The sequence below is a fragment of the Hyphomonas sp. genome (genome assembly GCF_046313735.1).
Lineage (GTDB): Bacteria > Pseudomonadota > Alphaproteobacteria > Caulobacterales > Hyphomonadaceae > Hyphomonas.
On the sequence record NZ_JBKBXW010000016.1, the window covers coordinates 48,099 to 67,111 of the forward strand.

The 19,013-nt window shown below is 65.3% G+C and carries 22 protein-coding genes; 12 read left to right on the forward strand and 10 right to left on the reverse strand.

The annotated features are described in order from the left end of the window. The first annotated feature begins 54 nt into the window (after positions 1-54). Positions 55-954, forward strand: coding sequence for a tyrosine recombinase XerC (locus ACK4SV_RS09445; RefSeq protein ID WP_409917576.1), 900 nt, complete (start codon positions 55-57; stop codon positions 952-954). A 6-nt stretch (positions 955-960) separates the two neighbouring features. On the opposite strand, the gene hemW is transcribed toward ACK4SV_RS09445, so the two are convergent. Both hemW and rdgB read right to left on the reverse strand, forming a co-directional pair. Further along, positions 961-2,133, reverse strand: coding sequence for a radical SAM family heme chaperone HemW (hemW, locus tag ACK4SV_RS09450; RefSeq protein ID WP_409917577.1), 1,173 nt, complete (start codon positions 2,131-2,133; stop codon positions 961-963). Next, positions 2,130-2,729: an RdgB/HAM1 family non-canonical purine NTP pyrophosphatase gene (gene rdgB, locus ACK4SV_RS09455; protein ID WP_409917578.1), complete on the reverse strand. Its 600-nt coding sequence runs from the start codon at positions 2,727-2,729 to the stop codon at positions 2,130-2,132. The genes hemW and rdgB overlap by 4 nt, the downstream gene beginning before the upstream one ends. A 142-nt stretch (positions 2,730-2,871) precedes the next feature. Between rdgB and ACK4SV_RS09460 the strand changes: the two genes are divergently transcribed. Both ACK4SV_RS09460 and ACK4SV_RS09465 read left to right on the forward strand, forming a co-directional pair. After that, positions 2,872-3,402: a DUF2975 domain-containing protein gene (locus ACK4SV_RS09460; protein WP_409917579.1), complete on the forward strand. Its 531-nt coding sequence runs from the start codon at positions 2,872-2,874 to the stop codon at positions 3,400-3,402. Between the two features lie 14 nt (positions 3,403-3,416). After that, positions 3,417-3,656, forward strand: coding sequence for a helix-turn-helix domain-containing protein (locus ACK4SV_RS09465; protein WP_409917580.1), 240 nt, complete (start codon positions 3,417-3,419; stop codon positions 3,654-3,656). A 3-nt stretch (positions 3,657-3,659) separates the two neighbouring features. Here the strand turns inward: ACK4SV_RS09465 and rph are convergent, their stop codons facing one another. Continuing rightward, positions 3,660-4,388, reverse strand: a complete 729-nt coding sequence (rph, locus tag ACK4SV_RS09470; RefSeq protein WP_409917581.1) for a ribonuclease PH — start codon at positions 4,386-4,388, stop codon at positions 3,660-3,662. Between the two features lie 92 nt (positions 4,389-4,480). Here rph and ACK4SV_RS09475 point away from each other — a divergent pair, with 92 nt between their 5' ends. The 3 genes from ACK4SV_RS09475 to ACK4SV_RS09485 are packed head-to-tail and all read left to right on the forward strand — an operon-like array spanning position 4,481 to position 7,862. Next, positions 4,481-6,151, forward strand: coding sequence for a formate--tetrahydrofolate ligase (locus ACK4SV_RS09475; RefSeq protein ID WP_409917582.1), 1,671 nt, complete (start codon positions 4,481-4,483; stop codon positions 6,149-6,151). Between the two features lie 47 nt (positions 6,152-6,198). Beyond that, the gene (hrcA, locus tag ACK4SV_RS09480; protein WP_409917583.1) at positions 6,199-7,287 is read left to right on the forward strand and encodes a heat-inducible transcriptional repressor HrcA; all 1,089 of its coding nucleotides are present in this window, start codon (positions 6,199-6,201) and stop codon (positions 7,285-7,287) included. After that, complete coding sequence (locus ACK4SV_RS09485) at positions 7,287-7,862, forward strand: nucleotide exchange factor GrpE (protein WP_409917584.1); 576 nt, start codon at positions 7,287-7,289, stop codon at positions 7,860-7,862. The genes hrcA and ACK4SV_RS09485 overlap by 1 nt, the downstream gene beginning before the upstream one ends. A gap of 111 nt (positions 7,863-7,973) precedes the next feature. Here the strand turns inward: ACK4SV_RS09485 and ACK4SV_RS09490 are convergent, their stop codons facing one another. After that, positions 7,974-8,666, reverse strand: a complete 693-nt coding sequence (locus ACK4SV_RS09490; protein ID WP_409917585.1) for an alternative oxidase — start codon at positions 8,664-8,666, stop codon at positions 7,974-7,976. 101 nt (positions 8,667-8,767) lie between these two features. Then, the gene (locus ACK4SV_RS09495; RefSeq protein ID WP_409917586.1) at positions 8,768-8,989 is read right to left on the reverse strand and encodes a DUF2061 domain-containing protein; all 222 of its coding nucleotides are present in this window, start codon (positions 8,987-8,989) and stop codon (positions 8,768-8,770) included. A gap of 283 nt (positions 8,990-9,272) precedes the next feature. On the opposite strand from ACK4SV_RS09495, the gene dnaK reads away from it, so the two are divergent. Next, complete coding sequence (dnaK, locus tag ACK4SV_RS09500; RefSeq protein WP_409917587.1) at positions 9,273-11,171, forward strand: molecular chaperone DnaK; 1,899 nt, start codon at positions 9,273-9,275, stop codon at positions 11,169-11,171. Between the two features lie 143 nt (positions 11,172-11,314). Here dnaK and ACK4SV_RS09505 read toward each other — a convergent pair whose 3' ends face one another. Next, positions 11,315-12,304, reverse strand: a complete 990-nt coding sequence (locus ACK4SV_RS09505; RefSeq protein WP_409917588.1) for an NADPH:quinone oxidoreductase family protein — start codon at positions 12,302-12,304, stop codon at positions 11,315-11,317. Between the two features lie 97 nt (positions 12,305-12,401). Here ACK4SV_RS09505 and ACK4SV_RS09510 point away from each other — a divergent pair, with 97 nt between their 5' ends. From ACK4SV_RS09510 to ACK4SV_RS09520, 3 genes are read left to right on the forward strand one after another with little or no spacing between them, the layout of a single operon-like run. Beyond that, a complete protein-coding gene (locus ACK4SV_RS09510; protein WP_409917589.1) occupies positions 12,402-13,274 on the forward strand; it encodes an isoaspartyl peptidase/L-asparaginase family protein in 873 nt (290 codons plus the stop codon). Beyond that, the gene (locus tag ACK4SV_RS09515; RefSeq protein ID WP_409917590.1) at positions 13,271-13,594 is read left to right on the forward strand and encodes a hypothetical protein; all 324 of its coding nucleotides are present in this window, start codon (positions 13,271-13,273) and stop codon (positions 13,592-13,594) included. Before ACK4SV_RS09510 ends, ACK4SV_RS09515 begins: the two co-directional genes overlap by 4 nt. Before the next feature lies 1 nt (position 13,595). Further along, positions 13,596-14,135, forward strand: a complete 540-nt coding sequence (locus tag ACK4SV_RS09520; RefSeq protein ID WP_409917591.1) for an RNA methyltransferase — start codon at positions 13,596-13,598, stop codon at positions 14,133-14,135. Between the two features lie 18 nt (positions 14,136-14,153). Here ACK4SV_RS09520 and ACK4SV_RS09525 read toward each other — a convergent pair whose 3' ends face one another. Together ACK4SV_RS09525 and ACK4SV_RS09530 are read right to left on the reverse strand one after the other, a co-directional pair. Further along, positions 14,154-14,825: a ChrR family anti-sigma-E factor gene (locus ACK4SV_RS09525; RefSeq protein WP_409917592.1), complete on the reverse strand. Its 672-nt coding sequence runs from the start codon at positions 14,823-14,825 to the stop codon at positions 14,154-14,156. Between the two features lie 89 nt (positions 14,826-14,914). Next, positions 14,915-15,559 carry a sigma-70 family RNA polymerase sigma factor gene (locus tag ACK4SV_RS09530; protein WP_409917593.1) on the reverse strand — a complete coding sequence of 215 codons (645 nt, stop codon included), beginning with the start codon at positions 15,557-15,559 and terminating at the stop codon, positions 14,915-14,917. A 106-nt stretch (positions 15,560-15,665) separates the two neighbouring features. Here ACK4SV_RS09530 and ACK4SV_RS09535 point away from each other — a divergent pair, with 106 nt between their 5' ends. After that, positions 15,666-16,181 carry an invasion associated locus B family protein gene (locus ACK4SV_RS09535; protein WP_409917594.1) on the forward strand — a complete coding sequence of 172 codons (516 nt, stop codon included), beginning with the start codon at positions 15,666-15,668 and terminating at the stop codon, positions 16,179-16,181. Between the two features lie 16 nt (positions 16,182-16,197). On the opposite strand, the gene ACK4SV_RS09540 is transcribed toward ACK4SV_RS09535, so the two are convergent. Further along, entirely contained in the window at positions 16,198-16,827 is a 630-nt protein-coding gene (locus ACK4SV_RS09540; protein WP_409917595.1) for a 1-acyl-sn-glycerol-3-phosphate acyltransferase, read from the reverse strand. Between the two features lie 129 nt (positions 16,828-16,956). Further along, entirely contained in the window at positions 16,957-17,592 is a 636-nt protein-coding gene (locus ACK4SV_RS09545; protein WP_409917596.1) for an OmpA family protein, read from the reverse strand. A 204-nt stretch (positions 17,593-17,796) separates the two neighbouring features. Here ACK4SV_RS09545 and rlmN point away from each other — a divergent pair, with 204 nt between their 5' ends. Then, on the forward strand, positions 17,797-18,954 hold the full coding sequence (rlmN, locus tag ACK4SV_RS09550) for a 23S rRNA (adenine(2503)-C(2))-methyltransferase RlmN (RefSeq protein WP_409917597.1): 1,158 nt from the start codon (positions 17,797-17,799) through the stop codon (positions 18,952-18,954). Positions 18,955-19,013 lie beyond the last annotated feature (59 nt).

A 19,013-nucleotide genomic window follows, 5' to 3' on the forward strand; every position in this document is an offset into this window, starting at 1 on the left:
GGCGGGAACTGCGCCCTTCAGGCATCCTTAAGCGCGCCATGGCAGGCTGCCGCGATGGATATCCTGCCGGCCTTTCTTCAGAACCTGTCGCGTGAACGCCGGATGGCGGCGAAGACGGTTGAGGCCTATGGCAGCGACCTGTCCTTCTTCCTGGCGTTCCTGCGGGTGCATATGGGCGGGGAGCCGTCGCTGAAGATGCTGGCGGATGTGCGGGCGCGCGACATTCGTGCCTACCTCGCCGAGCGGCGGCGGGAGGGGCTGTCGGATGCGTCGGTGGCGCGTGTCCTGTCCTCGATCAAGGCGCTCTATCGCTGGCTCGACCGGGCGCACGGGATCAACAATGCGGAAGTCGGATACCTGCAGGGCCCGCGCCGGCCGCAGCGCCTGCCAAGGCCGGTATCCATCGATGCGGTGCAGGACCTCATCTCGGAAGCGGAGAGCGAGCCGGATCAGGCGCCTTGGATCGGCGCGCGCGATGCGGCCGTGCTGTCGCTGCTCTATGGGGCGGGGCTGCGTATCTCCGAGGCGCTGAGCCTGACGGGCGCGGACCTGCCGCCGCCGGAGCGGCTGCGTATCAAGGGCAAGGGCGGCAAGGTGCGGATCGTGCCGCTGATCCCGGCGGTGCGCGACGCCATCACGGATTATGCGGAGATCTGCCCGTTTGCGCTGACGCGCGACAAGCCGCTGTTCCGGGGCGCCAAGGGCGGGCCGCTGAACCCGAGGCTGATACAGGGCGCGATGCAGCGGATGCGCGGGTATCTCGGCCTGCCGGACACGGCGACGCCGCACGCGCTGCGCCACGCCTTTGCGACGCATCTTCTGGCGAACGGGGCGGACCTGCGCTCGATCCAGACGCTCTTGGGGCACGCCTCGCTGTCGACGACGCAGGTCTATACCGGCATCGATGCCGGGCGCCTGCGCGAGGTGCACGCGGCGGCGCATCCGCGCGCCTGAGCGGCTTCAGGGGGAGAGCTGAAGGGTGATGGCGTCGGCGAGGAGCCGGCCGGCCGGTGTCAATGACAGGACATTGCCTTCAAGCGTGACCCATCCCTCCTCCGCGAAGGCGCCGATCTTGTCGCGCGGGACCGGGCGGCCGCTGACGAGATCGACACGGCGCAGGTCGATACCCTCCGACGCGCGCAGGCCCATCGAGAGGATTTCCTGCGCGACGTCCTTGCGCTCCAGCCGCGCGGCATCGGCCCAGCTGTTCTGCAGCATCTGGACAGCGGCGATATAGGCTTCCGGGCGGCGCTCGGCTTCGCTGGCATAGCGCCCGCCGCCAACGGTAAGGCGCCCATGGGCGCCGGGGCCGACGCCGATCCAGTCGCCGCTGCGCCAGTAGATGAGGTTGTGGCGGGAGCGGTGCTCCGGCGCGGCGGCATGGTTTGACACTTCATAGGCGGGCAGGCCGGCCTGAGCCGTGAGGCGCTGGGTGAGTTCGTAGAGTTCGGCCTGGGCGTCGTCCTCCATCGGGGCCATCTCGCCGCGCCGCTGCGCCATCCCGAAGGCGGTGGCGGGCTCGAAGGTCAGCTCATAGAGCGAGAGGTGCGGCGCGCCGAGGGCGAGGGCGTCGAGGAGTTCGGCCTCCCAGGCGGCGGCAGTCTGGCCCGGGCGGGCATAGATCAGGTCGAACGAGACGGAGGGGAACGCCGCGAGCGCCAGGCGCACGGCCTTTTCCCCGGCCAGGGCATCATGGTCGCGCCCGAGGAAGCCGAGGGCGGAGTCCCTCAGCGACTGGACGCCGATGGAGAGGCGCGTGACACCGGCGGCGCGCAAGCCGGCAAGGTCGCTTCGCAGCACATCATTGGGGTTGGCTTCCAGTGTGATCTCGGCGCCCGGCGCGATGCCATAGGCGCGGCTGGCCGCCTCCAGGATGGCGGCAATTTCAGAGGGTTGCAGCAGGGCCGGTGTGCCGCCGCCGAAATAGACCGTGTCGAGCGCGCCATGCTGCGGCAGGCGCGGGCGATGGGCGTGGATGTCGGCGATGATCGCGTCGATCAGCGGGCCTGAGGCCCGGTCCTTGGCGGCATAGACATTGAAATCGCAATAGGGGCAGACGCGCGCGCAATAGGGCCAGTGGACATAGAGGCCGAACCCGAAATGCGGGCCGAAGGGCGCAATGGCGGTGTTCATGCGAGCAGCGCCGCGCGGAGTTTTTCCACCGCCCTTGCCCGGTGGCTCATGGCGTGTTTGCGGGCTGGTTCCATCTCGCCGAAGGTTTCCGCCTCCCCTTCCGCGAGGAAGACGGGATCATAGCCGAAACCGCGGCTTCCGCGCGGGGGCCAGACGAGCGTGCCGTGCACTTCGCCTTCGAACACCGCTTCGGAGCCATCCGGCCAGGCGACCGCCAGCGCGCAGACGAATTTGGCGGACCGGTCTGACGAGCCTGTCGCCTGGAGGGCTTCCTCGACCTTTTCCATGGCGTGGTAGAAGTCCCGGGGCTCCCCGGCCCAGCGGGCCGAATGGATGCCCGGCTGACCACCAAGGGCCGCCACGGCGAGGCCGGAATCGTCCGACAGGGCCGGCAGGCCGGTGGCCTGCATCGCGGCGCGGGCCTTCAAGAGGGCGTTGCCGGCGAAACTATCCTCGGTTTCATCCGGCTCATTGAGGCCGAGTTCCAGAGCCGACACGACGGTGAAGCCATAGGGGGCGAACAGGTCCCGCAATTCGCTGACTTTGCCGCTGTTATGCGTGGCCGCTATCAGCTTGCCGGGGATCAGGCGGGGCATGGCCGAGGCTTTTTGCACAGTTTTGTGGCTCCATTCTTGCTTTGTGCGCGAATGCATATATCGTTATTCGGTAATAACGGGATGGCGCACCGGCAAAGTTCCGCTTCATAAATCATCAACCGCACCGGGTGAAAAGGTTCCGATGACAATGCCCAGCCGGAATTCGATGGCAGAAGCCATGACCGTTCTGGTGACGGTCTCGATGTGGATTGCAGGCGCCTTTGGCGTGATCGGCATCCCGCTGCTGAGCATCGGACTGTATGCCAGCCTGTCTGACGGCGCGGCGACGCTGGGCGGGATCGAAGCGCTGGCGGACGGCGTTTCGCCGGGCAATTTCGTCATCGCTCTGGGCCTGCTCTGCGTGATCGTTCCGGGGCTGATCTTCATTTGCATTCAGATGCGGCGCATCCTGCTGACGCTGGTGGAGGGCGACCCGTTCGTGCCGGAGAATGCCGGGCGGCTGACGCGGATCGGCATTGCGATTGCCGCGATGGAACTTGTGCGCGTCGTAACGCTTCTTGTTGTGCGGGCCATGCCCGGCCTTGCGGGGGATGCGCCCCCGAAACTCTCAACCCAGCTCATCCTCTGGATTTCCGTGGCGGCGCTGTTCATCCTGTCTCAGGTGTTCCGTGAAGGCACCCGCCTGCGGGACGAAGAAAAAATGACGATCTGAGGAAAGACGCGGCCATGACCATTCGTGTGACCCTTGACCGTGTTCTGCTGGAGCGGCGCATGTCGCTGACCGAACTTTCCGAGCGCGTCGGGGTGACCCTCGCGAACCTGTCGATCCTGAAGACCGGCAAGGCCAAGGCCATCCGCTTCTCGACGCTGGAGGCGCTCTGCCGGGAACTCAACTGCCAGCCGGGCGACCTGCTCGTCTTCGACACCGAAGACGAGGAAGGCGCGGGACGGGTCGCAGCGGAGTGAGCCTCAGGCGCCGAGGGCGGCGCGCTGGGCGGTGAAGAGGGCGTTGCAGCCGAGCTCTGCCAGGCGCATCATTTCGTCGAGCTCTGCGCGGGCGATGGGGCGGGATTCGCCGGTGCCCTGAACTTCGATGAAGCCGCCATCAGAGCTCATCACGACATTCATGTCGGCTTCGCCTTCGGAATCCTCAGGGTAGTCCACATCGAGCACGGGATGGCTCTTGTAGAGGCCGACCGAGATGGCGGCGGCCTGTTTCACAACCGGGTCCGCGCTGATGACGCCTTCCTGTTTCAGGTAGCGGCACGCCATGGCGAGGGCGACGAAGCCGCCGGTGATCGAGGCGGTCCGCGTGCCGCCATCGGCCTGGAGGACGTCGCAGTCGATGGTGATGGTGTTCTCGCCGAGGGCAGAGAGATTGATGACCGAGCGCAGCGAGCGGCCGATGAGGCGCTGGATTTCCTGCGTGCGGCCCGACTGCTTGCCCTGGGCGGCTTCGCGGCGCCCGCGCGTGTGGGTCGCGCGCGGCAGCATTCCGTATTCGCCGGTGACCCAGCCTTCGCCCTTGCCTTTCATCCAGCCGGGGACGCCCTTTTCCCAGCTGGCGGTGCACAGGACATGTGTGTGCCCGAATTTTGCCAGGCAGGAGCCCTCGGCATAGCGCGTGACGCCCGTTTCGAGCGAAATCTGGCGCAGCTCATCGAAGGCGCGGCCCGAGGGGCGTATGAGGCTTGGCATGGGCGGGAATCCTTCTAGCTCAGGACGACTGATTTGCGGGTTTTGCCGCAGCTGTCTACACCATGGCTGCGCGGGGGAGTTTGAGGGCGTCGATGGCGAGCGATATCGAGATTGCACGGGCGGCAAGGAAGAAGCCGATCCAGGAGGTTGCGGCCCGGCTTGGCGTCGATCCGGAAGACATCATCCCGTATGGCCATGACAAGGCGAAACTGTCGGCGCGCTATCTCTCCGGCCTGCGGAGCAAGGCCTCCGGCAAGCTGGTGCTGGTGACGGCAATCAGCCCGACCCCTGCCGGGGAAGGAAAGACAACGACCTCGATCGGCCTCGCCGATGCGATGAACCGGATCGGCAAGAACACCCTGCTCTGCCTGCGCGAGCCATCGCTGGGACCGTGCTTCGGGATGAAGGGCGGCGCGACCGGCGGCGGCCTCGCCCAGGTGGTCCCGATGGAGGACATCAACCTCCACTTCACCGGCGACTTCCATGCGATCAGCGCGGCGCACAATCTGCTGGCCGCGATGGTGGACAATCATATCCACTGGGGCGCCGAGCCGCGCATCGACCCCGTGCGCAAGACCTGGCGGCGCGTGGTGGACATGAACGACCGGTCACTGCGGGCCATCGTGACCGGCATGGGCGGGCCAGCCAATGGCACGCCGGCGGAGACGGGTTTTGACATTACCGCCGCCTCCGAGGTGATGGCAGTGCTGTGCCTGGCGCGCGACCCGGCAGACCTTGAGGCCCGGCTGGGGCGGATGATCGTCGGTTATACCGGAAACCGGGAGCCGGTGACGGCGGCGGACGTGAAGGCGGTTGGCGCGATGATGGCGCTCCTGCGCGATGCGATGCTGCCGACGCTGGTGCAGACGCTGGAGAACAATCCCTGCCTGATCCATGGCGGGCCGTTTGCCAATATTGCGCATGGCTGCAACTCCGTCATTGCGACGCGGGCGGCGCTGCGGATGGCCGATTATGTGATCACCGAGGCCGGCTTCGGGGCGGATCTTGGCGCGGAAAAATTCCTCAACATCAAGTGCCGCCAGTCGGGCTTGTCACCGGATGCGGCGGTGCTGGTGGCGACGGTGCGGGCGCTGAAGATGCATGGCGGGCTCGGCAAGGATGACCTCGGCAGCGTCAGCTATGCGGCGCTGGAACGGGGCCTCGCCAATCTGGGCCGGCATATGGATAACCTGAAGAAATTCGGGATTCCGGTGATCGTCGCGCTCAACCGCTTCACGACAGATACCTCTGCCGAGATCAATGCTGTGCAGGCGTTCTGCGCCGCGCAGGGTGTGCAGATGAGCCTGTGTACCCATTGGGCCGAGGGCGGGCGCGGGGCGGAAGAGCTTGCCCATGCCGTGGTGGCCGCCACAGGCGCACGGCTGAGCGGGTTCCGGCCCCTCTATGGCAGCGACCTGACACTTATGGAAAAGATCGAGGCGATTGCGACCTCGATCTACCGGGCCGAGCGGGTCGAGGCGCCGAAAAGTGTCCGGGCGCAGCTGGCGGCATGGGAGAAGGCCGGCTTCGCGCACCTGCCGGTGTGCATGGCCAAGACGCAATACAGCTTTTCGACGGACCCTGCCCTGCTCGGGGCGCCGGAAGGTCATGTGCTGCGCGTGCGCGAAGTGCGCCTGTCCGCAGGGGCGGGGTTTGTTGCGGCGATCTGCGGGGACATCATGACCATGCCAGGCCTGCCGCGCCGGCCGGCGGCTGAGGTGATTCACCTCAATGCGAACGGACAGGTCGACGGGCTGAGCTGAAGGTGCGCCCTATTGAACGCCGCCCTCGGCGCCCTTAATCCAGTGGCATGACCGACCGGAGCGACAGCCAGAGCCTGTTCCAGCGCCTTGACCAGCGCTCCCGGGACATTTTCCGGGAGATCGTCGAGGGTTACCTGGAAACCGGGGAGCCGGTCGGCTCGCGCACGATTTCGAAAAGCGGGATTGCGCTGTCGCCGGCCTCGATCCGCAATGTCATGGCCGATTTGACCGAGCTTGGCCTGCTGGATGCGCCGCATGTGTCGGCCGGGCGGGCGCCGACGCATAAGGGGCTTCGGGTCTTCGTCGACGGGTTCCTCGAGTATGGCGAGCCCTCGCAGGCCGACAAGAAATACATCGATGACCGGCTCGCCTCGGCCGGGACGAATATCGAGGCTGTGCTGGGCGAGGCGTCTGACCTCTTGTCGGGGCTGGCCGGGGGCGCGGGGCTGGTCGCCTCGCCTGCGCGCGATGCGCCGGTGCGCCATGTCGAATTCGTGCCGCTGAGTGGCGGCGGCGCGCTCTGCGTGCTCGTCTCCGAGGACGGCGATGTCGAGAACCGGATGCTGAAGGTGCCCGACGGGCTGCCGTCCACGGCGCTGATCGAGGCGGGCAATTACCTGTCGGCCCGGGTGAAGGGCCGGACGCTCTCCGAGGCGGCAAACGAGGTGCGCGAAGAGCTGCGCAGCCGGCGCGCGGCGCTGGATGCAGCGACGGCAGCCCTTGTCGAGGCTGGGCTGGCCGAATGGGGCGGCGAAGCGCCCGGGCGGGGCCGCAGCCTGATCGTGCGGGGCCGGGCGAACCTGCTGGAGGATGCCAAGGCCGCGCAGGACCTCGACCGGGTGCGCCAGCTGTTCAATGAGCTGGAGCGCCAGCAGAACCTGCTCGACATCCTTGATACCACGCGGGAGGCCGAGGGCGTGCGCCTGTTCATCGGCTCGGAGAACCGGCTTTTCCCGCTGTCGGGTTCAAGTGTGATTGTGGCTCCCTATATCGGCGGCACCAAGAATGTGATCGGCGCGCTGGGCGTCATCGGGCCGACCCGGCTCAACTATGCCCGCGTGATCCCGATGGTCGATTATACCGCCAAGGTGGTGGGAGAAATCCTGTCATCGCGGCGTATCAAGGATGGGAAGTGATGAGCGACGAGACAAAACAGGGTGAAACGGCGGAAATCGACGTGAACGCCGAAACCGCAGAGGCTGGCAGCGCAGAGAGCGCGGCGCCCTCGCCCGAGGAGATCATCGCAAGGCTGGAAGCGGAGAAGGCCGACATGAACGGCCAGATCCTGCGCCTCCTGGCGGACCTCGACAATACCCGCAAGCGGGCCGACCGGCAGGTCAGCGAAGCGCGTGTATATGCGATCGAGAAGTTTGCCGCTGACCTCCTGAGCGTCTCCGACAACCTCGCCCGGGCGCTGGACGCCCTGCCCGAGGAAGACCGCGCGGGCCTCACCGATGCGGGGCGCAACCTGCTCGGCGGAATCGAAATGACGGCGAAGGAGCTGTCGACGGCGCTGGCGCGTCACGGGGTTGTCCCGGTCGAGGCCTCGCCCGGCAGCCCGTTTGACCCGAACGTGCACCAGGCCGTCGCGCAGATCCAGTCCGAACATGCCTCCGGCACGATTGCCCAGCTGTTCCAGCCCGGCTGGCGGATCGGCGAGCGCACGCTGCGCGCGGCAATGGTGGCGGTCAGCCTCGGGCCGGCGAATTAAGGCCTGACAGCTAGAACTTCGGGCTGATTCAAAAATCAGCCCGAAGGTCCAGGTCTTTGATTTGTCGCGGCGTTTTTCCGAAAACCGGTTCCCACTTTTCGGAACGCCGCTTTAGGGCTCGAGCTTGCTCGGCTCGTCGCCCTCGGCGACTTTCTCGCCCATCTCGATGCCGGCTTTCAGCTGTTCGGCAAAGGCGTGGTTCACATCGCGGTGGCCCGCCTCATCCGCGCGTACGGCGATGACGACATCCCGGAGGCGGGCATCTTCCGGCAGGTTCCAGTATTCGATGGCGATGTCCGGCGCCTTCGGATTCGGCACGCGGCCTGCGTCGATTTCGGCGAGGTAGTTGGTGTAGCTGACAACCGCCTCTTCCTCGAAATAGCCGACCAGGCGGTGCGCCGTGCGAGGATGGATCAGGTAGAGCAGGAAGAAGGCATTGAAGAAGATGCCCTGCGCCAGGATGATCAGGCCGCGCTCGAACCAGTTGGGCTTTGCGACCGCAATGAAGGTCATCAGGTGCATCCGCTCATTCTCGGCCTCATCGAGCAGGGTGCGGATCCAGCCGTCATCATCCTGCATGCGGCGCAGGCTTTTCAGATGGATCAGCATGCCGCCGACCATGCCGGGCACGGCCGCGACCGTCTCCAGCACGACGGCGCGGTGGCCATAGCGCTTGCGGAAGAAGAAATCGGCGAAGAAGCGCAGCATCTTCGTCAGGCCGTAGGCGATCTGGTCAGACAGGCCCTGCGGCTGGTGGCGGAACTCCAGCGGCGCGGGTTTCATCAGCTCGACGTCTTGCTTCATGACTTTGGCCTCCGCGGCAGAGATGGGGTGTTGGCCGGGCAAATACAGGTTTCCCCTAGGGTACACGAGGTCGCAGTCCGGTGCACCTGAAGACTGAATTGTCAGGCTGGCTGGGCGGGCGAGGAGAGCGGGGCCTGCGGCTTGCGGCCGAGCCGCTCCCAGACGCGCTCATGCACGGCATAGGCAATCGTCTGCACCGCAGGCTCGATCAGGCCGATGGCGAGCGCGGCCTGCCAGCTGCCGGTCAGCGCAAAGGCGACCGTGATGGCGACAGCGAAATGCATGACGCTGTAGGTGAGCGTCTTCAGGGCGGGGCGGGGCATGGGCGGGAACCTCATTCTCATAGGGCATCAGATGTACCTCCTGCGAATGATTTTCAAATTGATAGGGGCTGGGCGCGGTATAGGTCCGGCCTATGCAAATCTGTATTGCCCCCTTGAGCCTGCCTGCCGGTTTCCCATATCGGTGGCCGAACAGGTGAGCGGAGTGAAACGCCGTCCTCACCGGCTCAAACAAACCCTTGGATAGAGCCATTGGCGGCGCGGGGCTGCTGAGCAGACCGGATAAACCGCAGCCTGTGGCGGCTGACAGAAGAGAGACCAGAGTATGAGCAAGATTATCGGTATCGACCTTGGCACCACCAACTCCTGCGTTGCCGTGATGGAAGGCGGCCAGGCGAAAGTGATCGAGAATGCCGAAGGCGCCCGCACGACCCCGTCGGTTGTCGCCTTCACCGAGAGCGGTGAGCGCCTGATCGGCCAGCCGGCCCGGCGCCAGGCCGTTACCAACCCCGACTTCACCTTCTACGCCATCAAGCGCCTGATCGGCCGCACATTCGATGACCCGACGGCGCAGAAGGACAAGGAGCTTTCCCCCTTCGCGATCGTGCGCGGCCCGAACGGCGACGCCTGGGTCAAAGGCCGCGACAAGGATTACGCGCCGCAGGAAGTCTCCGCCTTCATCCTGACGAAGATGAAGGAAACCGCCGAAGCCTATCTCGGCTCGAAAGTGACGCAGGCCGTCATCACCGTCCCCGCCTATTTCAACGACGCCCAGCGCCAGGCGACCAAGGACGCCGGCAAGATCGCGGGCCTTGAAGTGCTGCGCATCATCAACGAGCCGACAGCCGCAGCCCTCGCCTATGGCCTCGACAAGGGTGGCAACAAGACGATTGCCGTGTATGACCTTGGCGGCGGCACGTTCGACGTCTCGCTGCTCGAGATCGGCGACGGCGTGTTCGAAGTGCTCTCGACCAATGGCGACACCTTCCTCGGCGGGGAAGACTTCGACCTGCGCATCGTCGATTTCCTGGCTGCCGAGTTCAAGAAGGAACAGGGCATCGACCTGAAATCCGACAAGCTGGCCCTGCAGCGGCTGAAGGAAGAGGCCGAGAAGGCCAAGAAGGAGCTCTCCTCGGCGGCCCAGTATGAGGTCAACCTGCCCTTCATCACGGCGGATGCGACCGGCCCGAAACACCTCAACATCAAGCTGACGCGCGCCAAGTTCGAAAGCCTCGTCCAGGACCTGGTCGATCGCACCATCGAGCCGTGCCGCAAGGCCCTGAAAGATGCTGGCAAGACCCCGGCGGACATTGACGAAGTCGTCCTCGTGGGCGGCATGACCCGGATGCCCGCTGTTCAGGAAGCGGTGAAGAAGTTCTTCGGCAAGGACCCCCACAAGGGCGTCAACCCGGATGAAGTCGTTGCCATCGGCGCGGCGATCCAGGGCGGCATCCTGCAGGGCGATGTGAAGGACGTTGTCCTGCTCGACGTGACCCCGCTCTCGCTCGGCATCGAGACGCTCGGCGGGATCTTCACGCGCCTGATCGAGCGCAACACGACGATCCCGACGAAGAAATCGCAGGTCTTCTCGACCGCAGAGGATAACCAGCCGGCGGTGACCATCAAGGTTGCCCAGGGCGAGCGCGAGATGGCGGCTGACAACAAGCAGCTCGGCCAGTTCAACCTCGAAGGCATTGCCCCTGCCCCGCGCGGCCTGCCGCAGATCGAGGTGACGTTTGACATCGACGCCAACGGTATCGTCTCAGTCTCGGCCAAGGACAAGGCCACCGGCAAGGAACAGCAGATCACCATCCAGGCAGATGGCGGGCTCTCTGAAGCTGACATCAAGAAGATGATGGCCGAAGCCGAAGCCAATGCCGGCGCGGATAAAGAGCGCCGCGAACTGGTGGAAGCGAAGAACCATGCCGAAGCGCTGATCCATCAGACCGAGAAGCAGCTTGCCGAACATGGCTCGAAAGTGTCTGATGCCGTGAAAGGCGAGATCGAGACCGCGATCACCGACCTGCGCACGGCGGCAGAAGGCAACAATACCGCCGACATCACCGCCAAGCACCAGGCCCTGATGAACGCCGCAATGAAACTCGGCGAAGCCATCTACGCCGCCCAGGGCGCCGCAGAGGGCGCAACCGGCGGCGAAAGCCAGCAGGGCGACGATGTGGTGGACGCCGACTTCGAGGAAGTCGACGACGCGAAGCGGGCGTAAGCCAGCTTAGTCGCTGTACGGACAAAACCCCGCTGGAGCGATCCGGCGGGGTTTTTTCTTCTGTGTTCTTGCCCGCCAGCGTAAGGACCGGGCGAGCCCCTCATCCCCAACCCCTTCTCCCCGAGGGAGAAGGGGCTTGAAGGTCAGATCACCACCACAACTTTGCCCTGGGCCTTGCGGTCCTGGAGTTCGCGGATGGCGTCGGCGGCTTTTTCGAGGGGGTAGGAATTGGAAACGTGCGGGCGGATCTTGCCGGCCTTGTAGAGGTCGAACAGCTCGCCGACATTCTGCTTGTGCGCCACCGGATCGCGCGCCACCGCCGCGCCCCAGAACACGCCGCGCACATCGCAGCTTTTCAGCAGGGTCAGGTTCAGCGGCAGTTTGGGGATGCCGGCCGGGAAGCCGATGACGAGGAAGCGGCCCTCCCAGTTCATGGCGCGCACCGCAGGCTCGGCATAGTTGCCGCCGACCGCGTCATAGACGATGTCGACGCCGCCGCCAGAGACGGCCTTGATGTCGTCGGCGAATTTCTTCTGGGCATCGCGGTCAAGCTCGCGCGGATAGACGAGGCCCTTGTCGGCGCCTTTGGAGAGACAGAAATCGACCTTCTCCTGGCTCGAGGCGGCCGCGATGACTTCCAGCCCCATCGCCTTTCCGAGTTCCACCGCCGCGATGCCAACGCCGCCGGCCGCACCGAGGACGAGGAGTTTCTCTCCCGGTTTCGGATCGGCGCGGTCCTTCAGGGCGTAGTAGGAGGTGCCATAGGTCATCAGGAAGGCGGCAGCCTCTTCATAAGGCATGCCTTCCGGGATGGGCATGACGCCGTGGCCGCCGGCAAGGGCGTATTCCGCCATGCCGCCATTGCCGGTGGAGGCGAGCACGCGGTCGCCGGGCTTCACATGGGTGATGCCCTCCCCGACCGCCGAGACGATGCCGGCGATCTCGCCGCCAGGCGAAAAGGGCCGGGGCGGCTTGAACTGGTACATGTCCTGGATGATCAGCACGTCGGGGTAATTGACCCCGCAGGCCTTCACCTCGACGAGGACCTGGCCCTTGCCAGGCGCTGGCACGGACACATCCTCGATGACCAGAGCCTCCGGCCCGCCCACCACTTTCGACAGAACGGCTTTCATATGCCTCTCCCTTCCGGCCTTGTTGTTTGACTGCCCAGACGGTAGCCATGCGGCAAGCAGGCGCCAAGCCTGACGCGAGGGGAGAGGAGACGCGGCGATGACGAAAATCTGGGCCCTCGCCGTGCATGGCGGCGCCGGACCGATCCCCGGGCGCAGCTATGCAGCCGAGGAAGCGCACATCACCGGCGTGCTGACCGAAGGCCGCAGGATGCTGTCGGGCGGCGAGGCGGCGGTGGATGTGGTTGAAGCGCTGGTGGCGGAGCTTGAAGCCTCCGGCCTCTATGTGGCGGGCAAGGGCGCGAGCCCGAATACCGCCGGCGACTGGGAACTTGACGCCGCGATCATGGATGGGCGCACGCGGCGGGCCGGCGCGGTGGGCGCGCTGCAGGGCTTTGCGAGCCCGGTGCGCGCGGCGCGGCTGGTGATGGACAAGACACCGAATGTGCTTCTGGTGAGCGAAGGCGCCGCGCGGATCGCGGCGGCGGCAGGCCTGCAGCGCGTGACCGATCCGGGCAGCTATTACGGCGCCGTCGACGAAGACACCGTGCAGGACGGCGCGGTGCAGATGGGCACGGTCGGCGCCGTGGCGCTCGACATCTATGGCGACCTGGCGGCAGCCACCTCGACCGGGGGGGTACTGTCCAAGACGCCCGGCCGGCTGGGCGACACGCCCGTCATCGGCGCGGGCACCTGGGCGGATGAGCGCTGCGCTGTGTCCTGCACCGGGCTTGGCGAGTATTTCATCCGCGCGAATGCCGCCGCCGATGTATCTGCGCGCATCCGCTATGGCGGCGCGCAGCTGGGGCCGGCGGTTCAGGGCGCGCTCGATGATGTGAAACGCCTTGGCGGCAATGGCGGGATGATCGCTGTCAGCGCCAATGGGGACATCGCGGCGGGGTTCAACTCCTCCGGCCTGAAGCGCGGGCTTGCCGACTGGCAGGGCCGGTTCGATGTGGCGACCTTCCTGTGACCGTTGTACTTTTCTGGACCGTCTCTGTGCTGATTGCCTTTGCGATTGCCCTGGCGGCGCAGATGCGTGTTCTGATTTCCTATTCGCTGCGCCGCGCGCTGGCCGCTAAGCTGGGCGGCAGCCCGGCGGATCCGGCTTACCGGGCGGCGATCCTTCTGGCCGGGCGCGGGGCGCCGCAGGACGAGGCAGGACATCATCTGCGCTCGGAGTATCCTGTACCGCTGGCCTGGCTCTCCATGTCGCGGCAGGTGTCGCTGATCGGGCCGTTCCTGTTGCTGATGGTCGTGCTCGCGGGCCGCTATGGGCTCGGGGTGATTTGAGATGCGGGGCTATTTCGGCATCGGGGCGGAGCGGATTTCAAAGCCGATGAACCTTGGCGCGCTGATGCGCACGGCGCACGCTTTCGGGGCCGGCTTTGTGTTCTCGGTCGATGCAGAGCGAAGGCTCAAGGAAGCGCACATTGCCGACACATCAAAAGCAGATGGGCAGATCCCGTATTACCAATGGGACAGGCTGGAGGACATGGTGCTGCCGCGCGGATGCCAGCTGGTCGGTGTGGAGCTGACGGAGGATGCGGTCGAACTGCCAGTGTTCCGGCATCCTCCGCAGGCGGCGTATATCCTGGGGCCCGAAAAAGGCAGCCTTTCGCCTGAAGCGCTGGCGCGTTGCGCGCATGTGGTAAAAATCCCGACGCGCTTCTGCATCAATGTGAGCCTCGCAGGCGCGCTGGTGATGTATGACCGGCACCTGTCGATGGGCGGGTATGGGCCGAAACCGATCATGCCGGGCGGACCGGACGGAGCACGCAGGCGGGCACATGTTCAAGGCCCGGACAGACAGCAGGATGCAAAGAAGGGCTAGCCCCTGCCCTCCCGCGGATCAACGCGCCGCGATAAGGCTCTGGACAAAGCCGATCACGCCCGAGAAGCGCAGGCCCCCGTCCCGAACGGCGAGCGCAATGCAAACGCCGTCTTCATCAGCGACAGGCTGGTGGTTGATCGTCTGGTCACTGACAGCAATATCGCCGGGGCCATAGCTGCCATGCTCGTCACGGAAGCCACCGGAGACGACAAGAGTATACTCAGCCCCGTCATGGGTGTGGCGCGGCAGCTTTGCGCCGGGGGCAATCCGGTAAAGCTCCACATCCATAGCGGAACCGGCATCAATCGGCAGGCGCTTGATGCCGAGTCCCATCGTCTGCCACCCGCGCTGACCGGCGGAGTCAAGCGCTGCGGCGCGGAGCGGCTCGGGGAGCGCGAGGAGTTCCTCAATCGCCTGACCGGCGGCCTTGCCGGCACGGCGGGACAGGTCCGCCGGTGCATCTATGGCATCGATGGCAGACATCACCCGCTCCAGCGCGCGATCTGCCATTGCGGCGGGCTCGGTCGTTTCGAGGAAGGCGCCGGCAATCATCTCGCTCACCGCCACTGCGTCGCGGATGTCGCCGCGTACCATCGCCTGCGTTTCCAGCATCAGCGCAAAGGCGGGGTCCAGACAGCCCGCAGCATAGGCGCTGTAGAGTTCGCTGAACCGGGAGGATGGAGAGGACATAGGCAAGGATCGCTCGTGGCTATTCTGGCCAACATTGTCCGCTTTTGATTGCCGTCAAGTTTCTACAGCTGTTGATTGCAGCTGGAGGCCTAGATGCGCTCGGAAAGCTCGCCCCGCAGGCGCAGGAATGCGAGCCGGATGCGCGATTTCACGGTGCCAAGCGGCAGGCCGAAGGCTTTTGCGATCTCCGAATGCGAGAGGCCCTCATAAAAGGCGGCTTTGACGAGGCTGAGCTGGTCTGGCGAGAGTTCCGCGAGGCGCTCGCGCACCAGCGTTTCTGTCTGTCCGCGTGCGATGATTTCATCGGGGCGTTCGATGTCCGGCGGCATCAGGATCGGGTCATCTACCGGCAGTTCCGGCTTGTTCTGGCGCCTCTGAGCGTCGATCCGGCGATTGCGGGCGACCCGGAAGATCCAGGTCGAGACCGACGCCTGAGCCGCGTCATAGAGGTGGGCCTTCTGCCAGACGGTGACCATCACTTCCTGCGCCAGCTCCTCCGCCTCTGAAGGGCTCGTGCCGAGACGCAGCAGGAAGCTCTTCAAGCGCGGGGCGTAATAGCTGAACAGTTCGGCGAAGGCGGAACGCGAGCGGCTGGCCGCGATCGCCTCCATGCAGCGGGCATGATGGTCGCGCAGTTCCAGATCAGTTCCCTGGGCAGGCTGGTCGAACACGCTCTGCACCTTTCGCGAAGCCGCGAGGGCATTGTGAGGTTTCCGGGACCGCAAAGCAACCATGGCGCTTAAATAATCCTGCAAATACTCGCGATTGGTGTTTTGCCCGAACCATGCTGACGTGTATGGATGGGCGTACTGACATCACATTGCGGGTAAAATATTCTTGATGCAACAGAAAATGACAATCCGGCGCGCCGCTCTCATGGTTGTGATCGCCTCGGCTGTCTTCGCGCAGGGCGCGCACGCGCAGCAGGAAGCGCAGGGACGGTTCAGGGATTGGGCCGTCTTCACGGAGCAGCGCGGCAACGACCTTGTCTGCTATGCGGCGACGCAGGCGACCTCCCGGTCGCCAACCTCGGTCAATCATGGCGATGTCTGGTATCATGTGACAAGCTGGCGATCCGGGGCGGCGCGCAACCAGCCGAGCGTCAAGGTCGGATACAACTTCCGCGAGGGTAGCGCCCCGCGGCTCACCATCGGCCGGTCCAGCTGGACCAAGTTTGCGGCTGGCAGTGAAGCCTTTGCGGAGGATTCGGATGACCCGCGCATTGTCTCCGCAATCCGCGCGGGCAGCACGATGAGCCTGACGGCGACCTCGGCCCGGGGCACGAATGTGACCTACCGGTTCTCGCTCGCTGGCTCTGCGGCCGCGATCGACAAGGCAGCGGAACTCTGCCGCTGAGCGGGGCAAGAATGCCCTACCAGTCCGGCTTCTGGAACTGGTCCGGAAACTTGCCGCCAGCTTCGGCATAGCTCGCGAGCACCTGCTTCATGTCCGCCGCCATATCGCCGGTTGTGGGCATCGGACCATCCAGGCGCAGAGAGCGTGTGCGATAGTCCAGCACGGCCATCACAAGCGGCACACCGGCAGAGCGGGCGATGTGATAGAAGCCGGTCTTCCAGTCCGGATTGGCCCGCCGCGTGCCCTCCGGGGCGACGGCGAGGTGCAGCTGCGGGCGATCTGCGAAGGCAAGGCGCATCTGCTCGACCACATCGTTCGAGCTTGACCGCTCGACCGGGACACACCCGGCCCGCTTCACCAGCCAGCCAAGGGGCCCGCGCACCAGCGAGGCCTTGCCCATCCAGCTGAGCTTGACACGGTACCAGCCCGCGACGGCCAGCATGGTCAGCCCGTCCCAGTTGGAGGTGTGAGGCGCTGCGACGATGACGGATTGCGGCATACCGGGCCAATCGGAAACAACCCGCCAGCGGATGGCCTTGAGATAGGCCCAGGAGAGGCCCCGGATTATTTCCGAGCCCATACCGCGATAGGGGGCGCTGGCGCCGAATTTTCCGCGGCTTCGAATGGATGGGTCGGTTTTGCTCATGCCCTATGGGGCCGGAATTTGCGCGCCTTGGCCAGCCCGGAATCAGGAAATACCGCAGAAAAACAAACGGGCAGCCACCCGGGTATGGATGGCTGCCCGAAAGAATGAGCCCGCAGGGCGGGACCAGGACTACTGGGTGACCGGCGTCAGGATGATCTCGACGCGGCGGTTCTGGATCCGGCCGGCTTCGGTATCGTTCGAGGCCACCGGATAGTCGATGCCCATGCCGACCGCATTCATCCGCACCGAGGCAACGCCCTGGCCGACGAGGTAGTTGCGGACCGAATCGGCGCGCTGCTGCGAGAGGCGCTGGTTGAAGGCGCGGTCGCCCTCGGAGCTTGCATGGCCGAGAATGTCCACAGCGGTCGAGGGATACTCGTTCAGCGTTGCGGCAACATTGTTGAGGACCTGATGGAAGCCGGGCTGGATGTCGGCGCGGCCCTGCTGGAAGGTGATGCCCGACGGCATTGTGAGCGCGATCTGGTCGCCCTGGCGCTGCACTTCGATGCCGGTGCCGGCGGTCTGCTGGCGCAGGCGCTCTTCCTGGCGGTCCATGTAACCACCGACAGCGCCGCCGGCGACCGCGCCGACTGCTGCGCCGATCGCGGCGTTGCGGCGATCATCGCCGCCTGCGAGCATCCCGGCGCCTGCGCCGAGGATTGCACCGGCGGCAGCGCCGGTCATGACGCGCTGGCTGGGGCCGGTTTCACAGGCCTGAACCAGCGGAAGCGCCAGTGCGGCAACGAGAAGGGCTGCATATTTCATCTCTAGGGACTCCCTTTGCTGAGACTGATTGCGGGCCTTTTTGCCCGCGGAATTCTGAACGTAAGCCAACTGCGAGGCGAAGCGGACCGCTTACCCGGAGCGTCATACTCTTGAAAGCGACCTGTTTTTCAGGGCCCACCGCCTTAAATTCTGTCCATGTTCGACCCGTTTTCCTTGGGCTCCGGCCCGTGATATAGCGCGCGCATGTCCGTGACCCTTGATCTCAGCCGCCGGCCCGCGCCGCGCCCGGAAGTTAAACGCCTGACTGGGCTTTCGGTTCCCGCCCTGCGCGCGGAACTTGAAGCGCTTGGGCTGGACCCCAAGGCGGCCAGTATGCGCGCACGCCAGCTGCGCCGGTGGATTCACCATTTCGGGATCACCGATTTCGCTGCGATGACCGACATTGCGAAGGATCTGCGCGCCCGGCTGGCCGATCAGTTCGAGCTGTCGCGGCCGGAGATCGCCGATCATCAGGTCAGCCGGGACGGGACGCAGAAATGGCTCACCCGCTTCGGCCCCGGCATCGAGGGCGAGAGCGTCTATATCCCCGATGTCGGCAAGGCGGGGGCGCTGTGCGTGTCCTCTCAGGTCGGCTGCACGCTGAACTGCACCTTCTGCCATACCGGCACACAGGCGCTGGTGCGCAATCTGACGGCGGCCGAAATCGTCCAGCAGGTCATCATCGCCCGCGACGCTCTTGGCGAATGGCCCTCCTCCATCGAAGACCGGCGCCTGACCAATATCGTCTTCATGGGCATGGGCGAGCCGCTCTATAATCTCGACAATGTCGCCGAGGCCATCGACACGATTTCCGATGGGGATGGCATCGCCATTGGCCGGCGGCGCATCACCGTGTCGACCGCAGGGGTTGCCCCGAAGATCCCCGAACTTGGCGCGCGCACCGGCGCGATGCTCGCCATCTCGCTGCACGCCACGAATGACGATTTGCGCAATGAACTTGTGCCGCTGAACAGGAAGTATGACCTCAAGCAGCTGTTCGAGGCGATCCGCGCCTATCCCGACCTTGGCAACTCCAAGCGCGTGACGTTCGAGTATGTGATGCTGAAAGGTGTCAACGACACACTGGCCGAAGCGCGCGAACTCGTCCGCCTGCTGAAGGGTGTGCCGTCCAAGATCAACCTGATCCCGTTCAATCCCTGGCCCGGCGCGCCGTATGAGTGTTCCGACTGGGAGACGATCGAGGCCTTTGCCGAAGTGCTGAACCGGGCGGGCTATGCATCACCGATCCGCACGCCGCGCGGGCGGGATATCCTGGCTGCCTGCGGGCAGCTGCGCTCCGAAAGCGTCAAGGTGCGCGCGAGCGAACTGCGCCGTCAGCAGCAGGAAGCCGCCGAGGGCTGAGGCGCTAGAACTTTGGTTTGTCGCGGGGTTTTTCCGAACACCGGTTCCCGCTTTTCGGA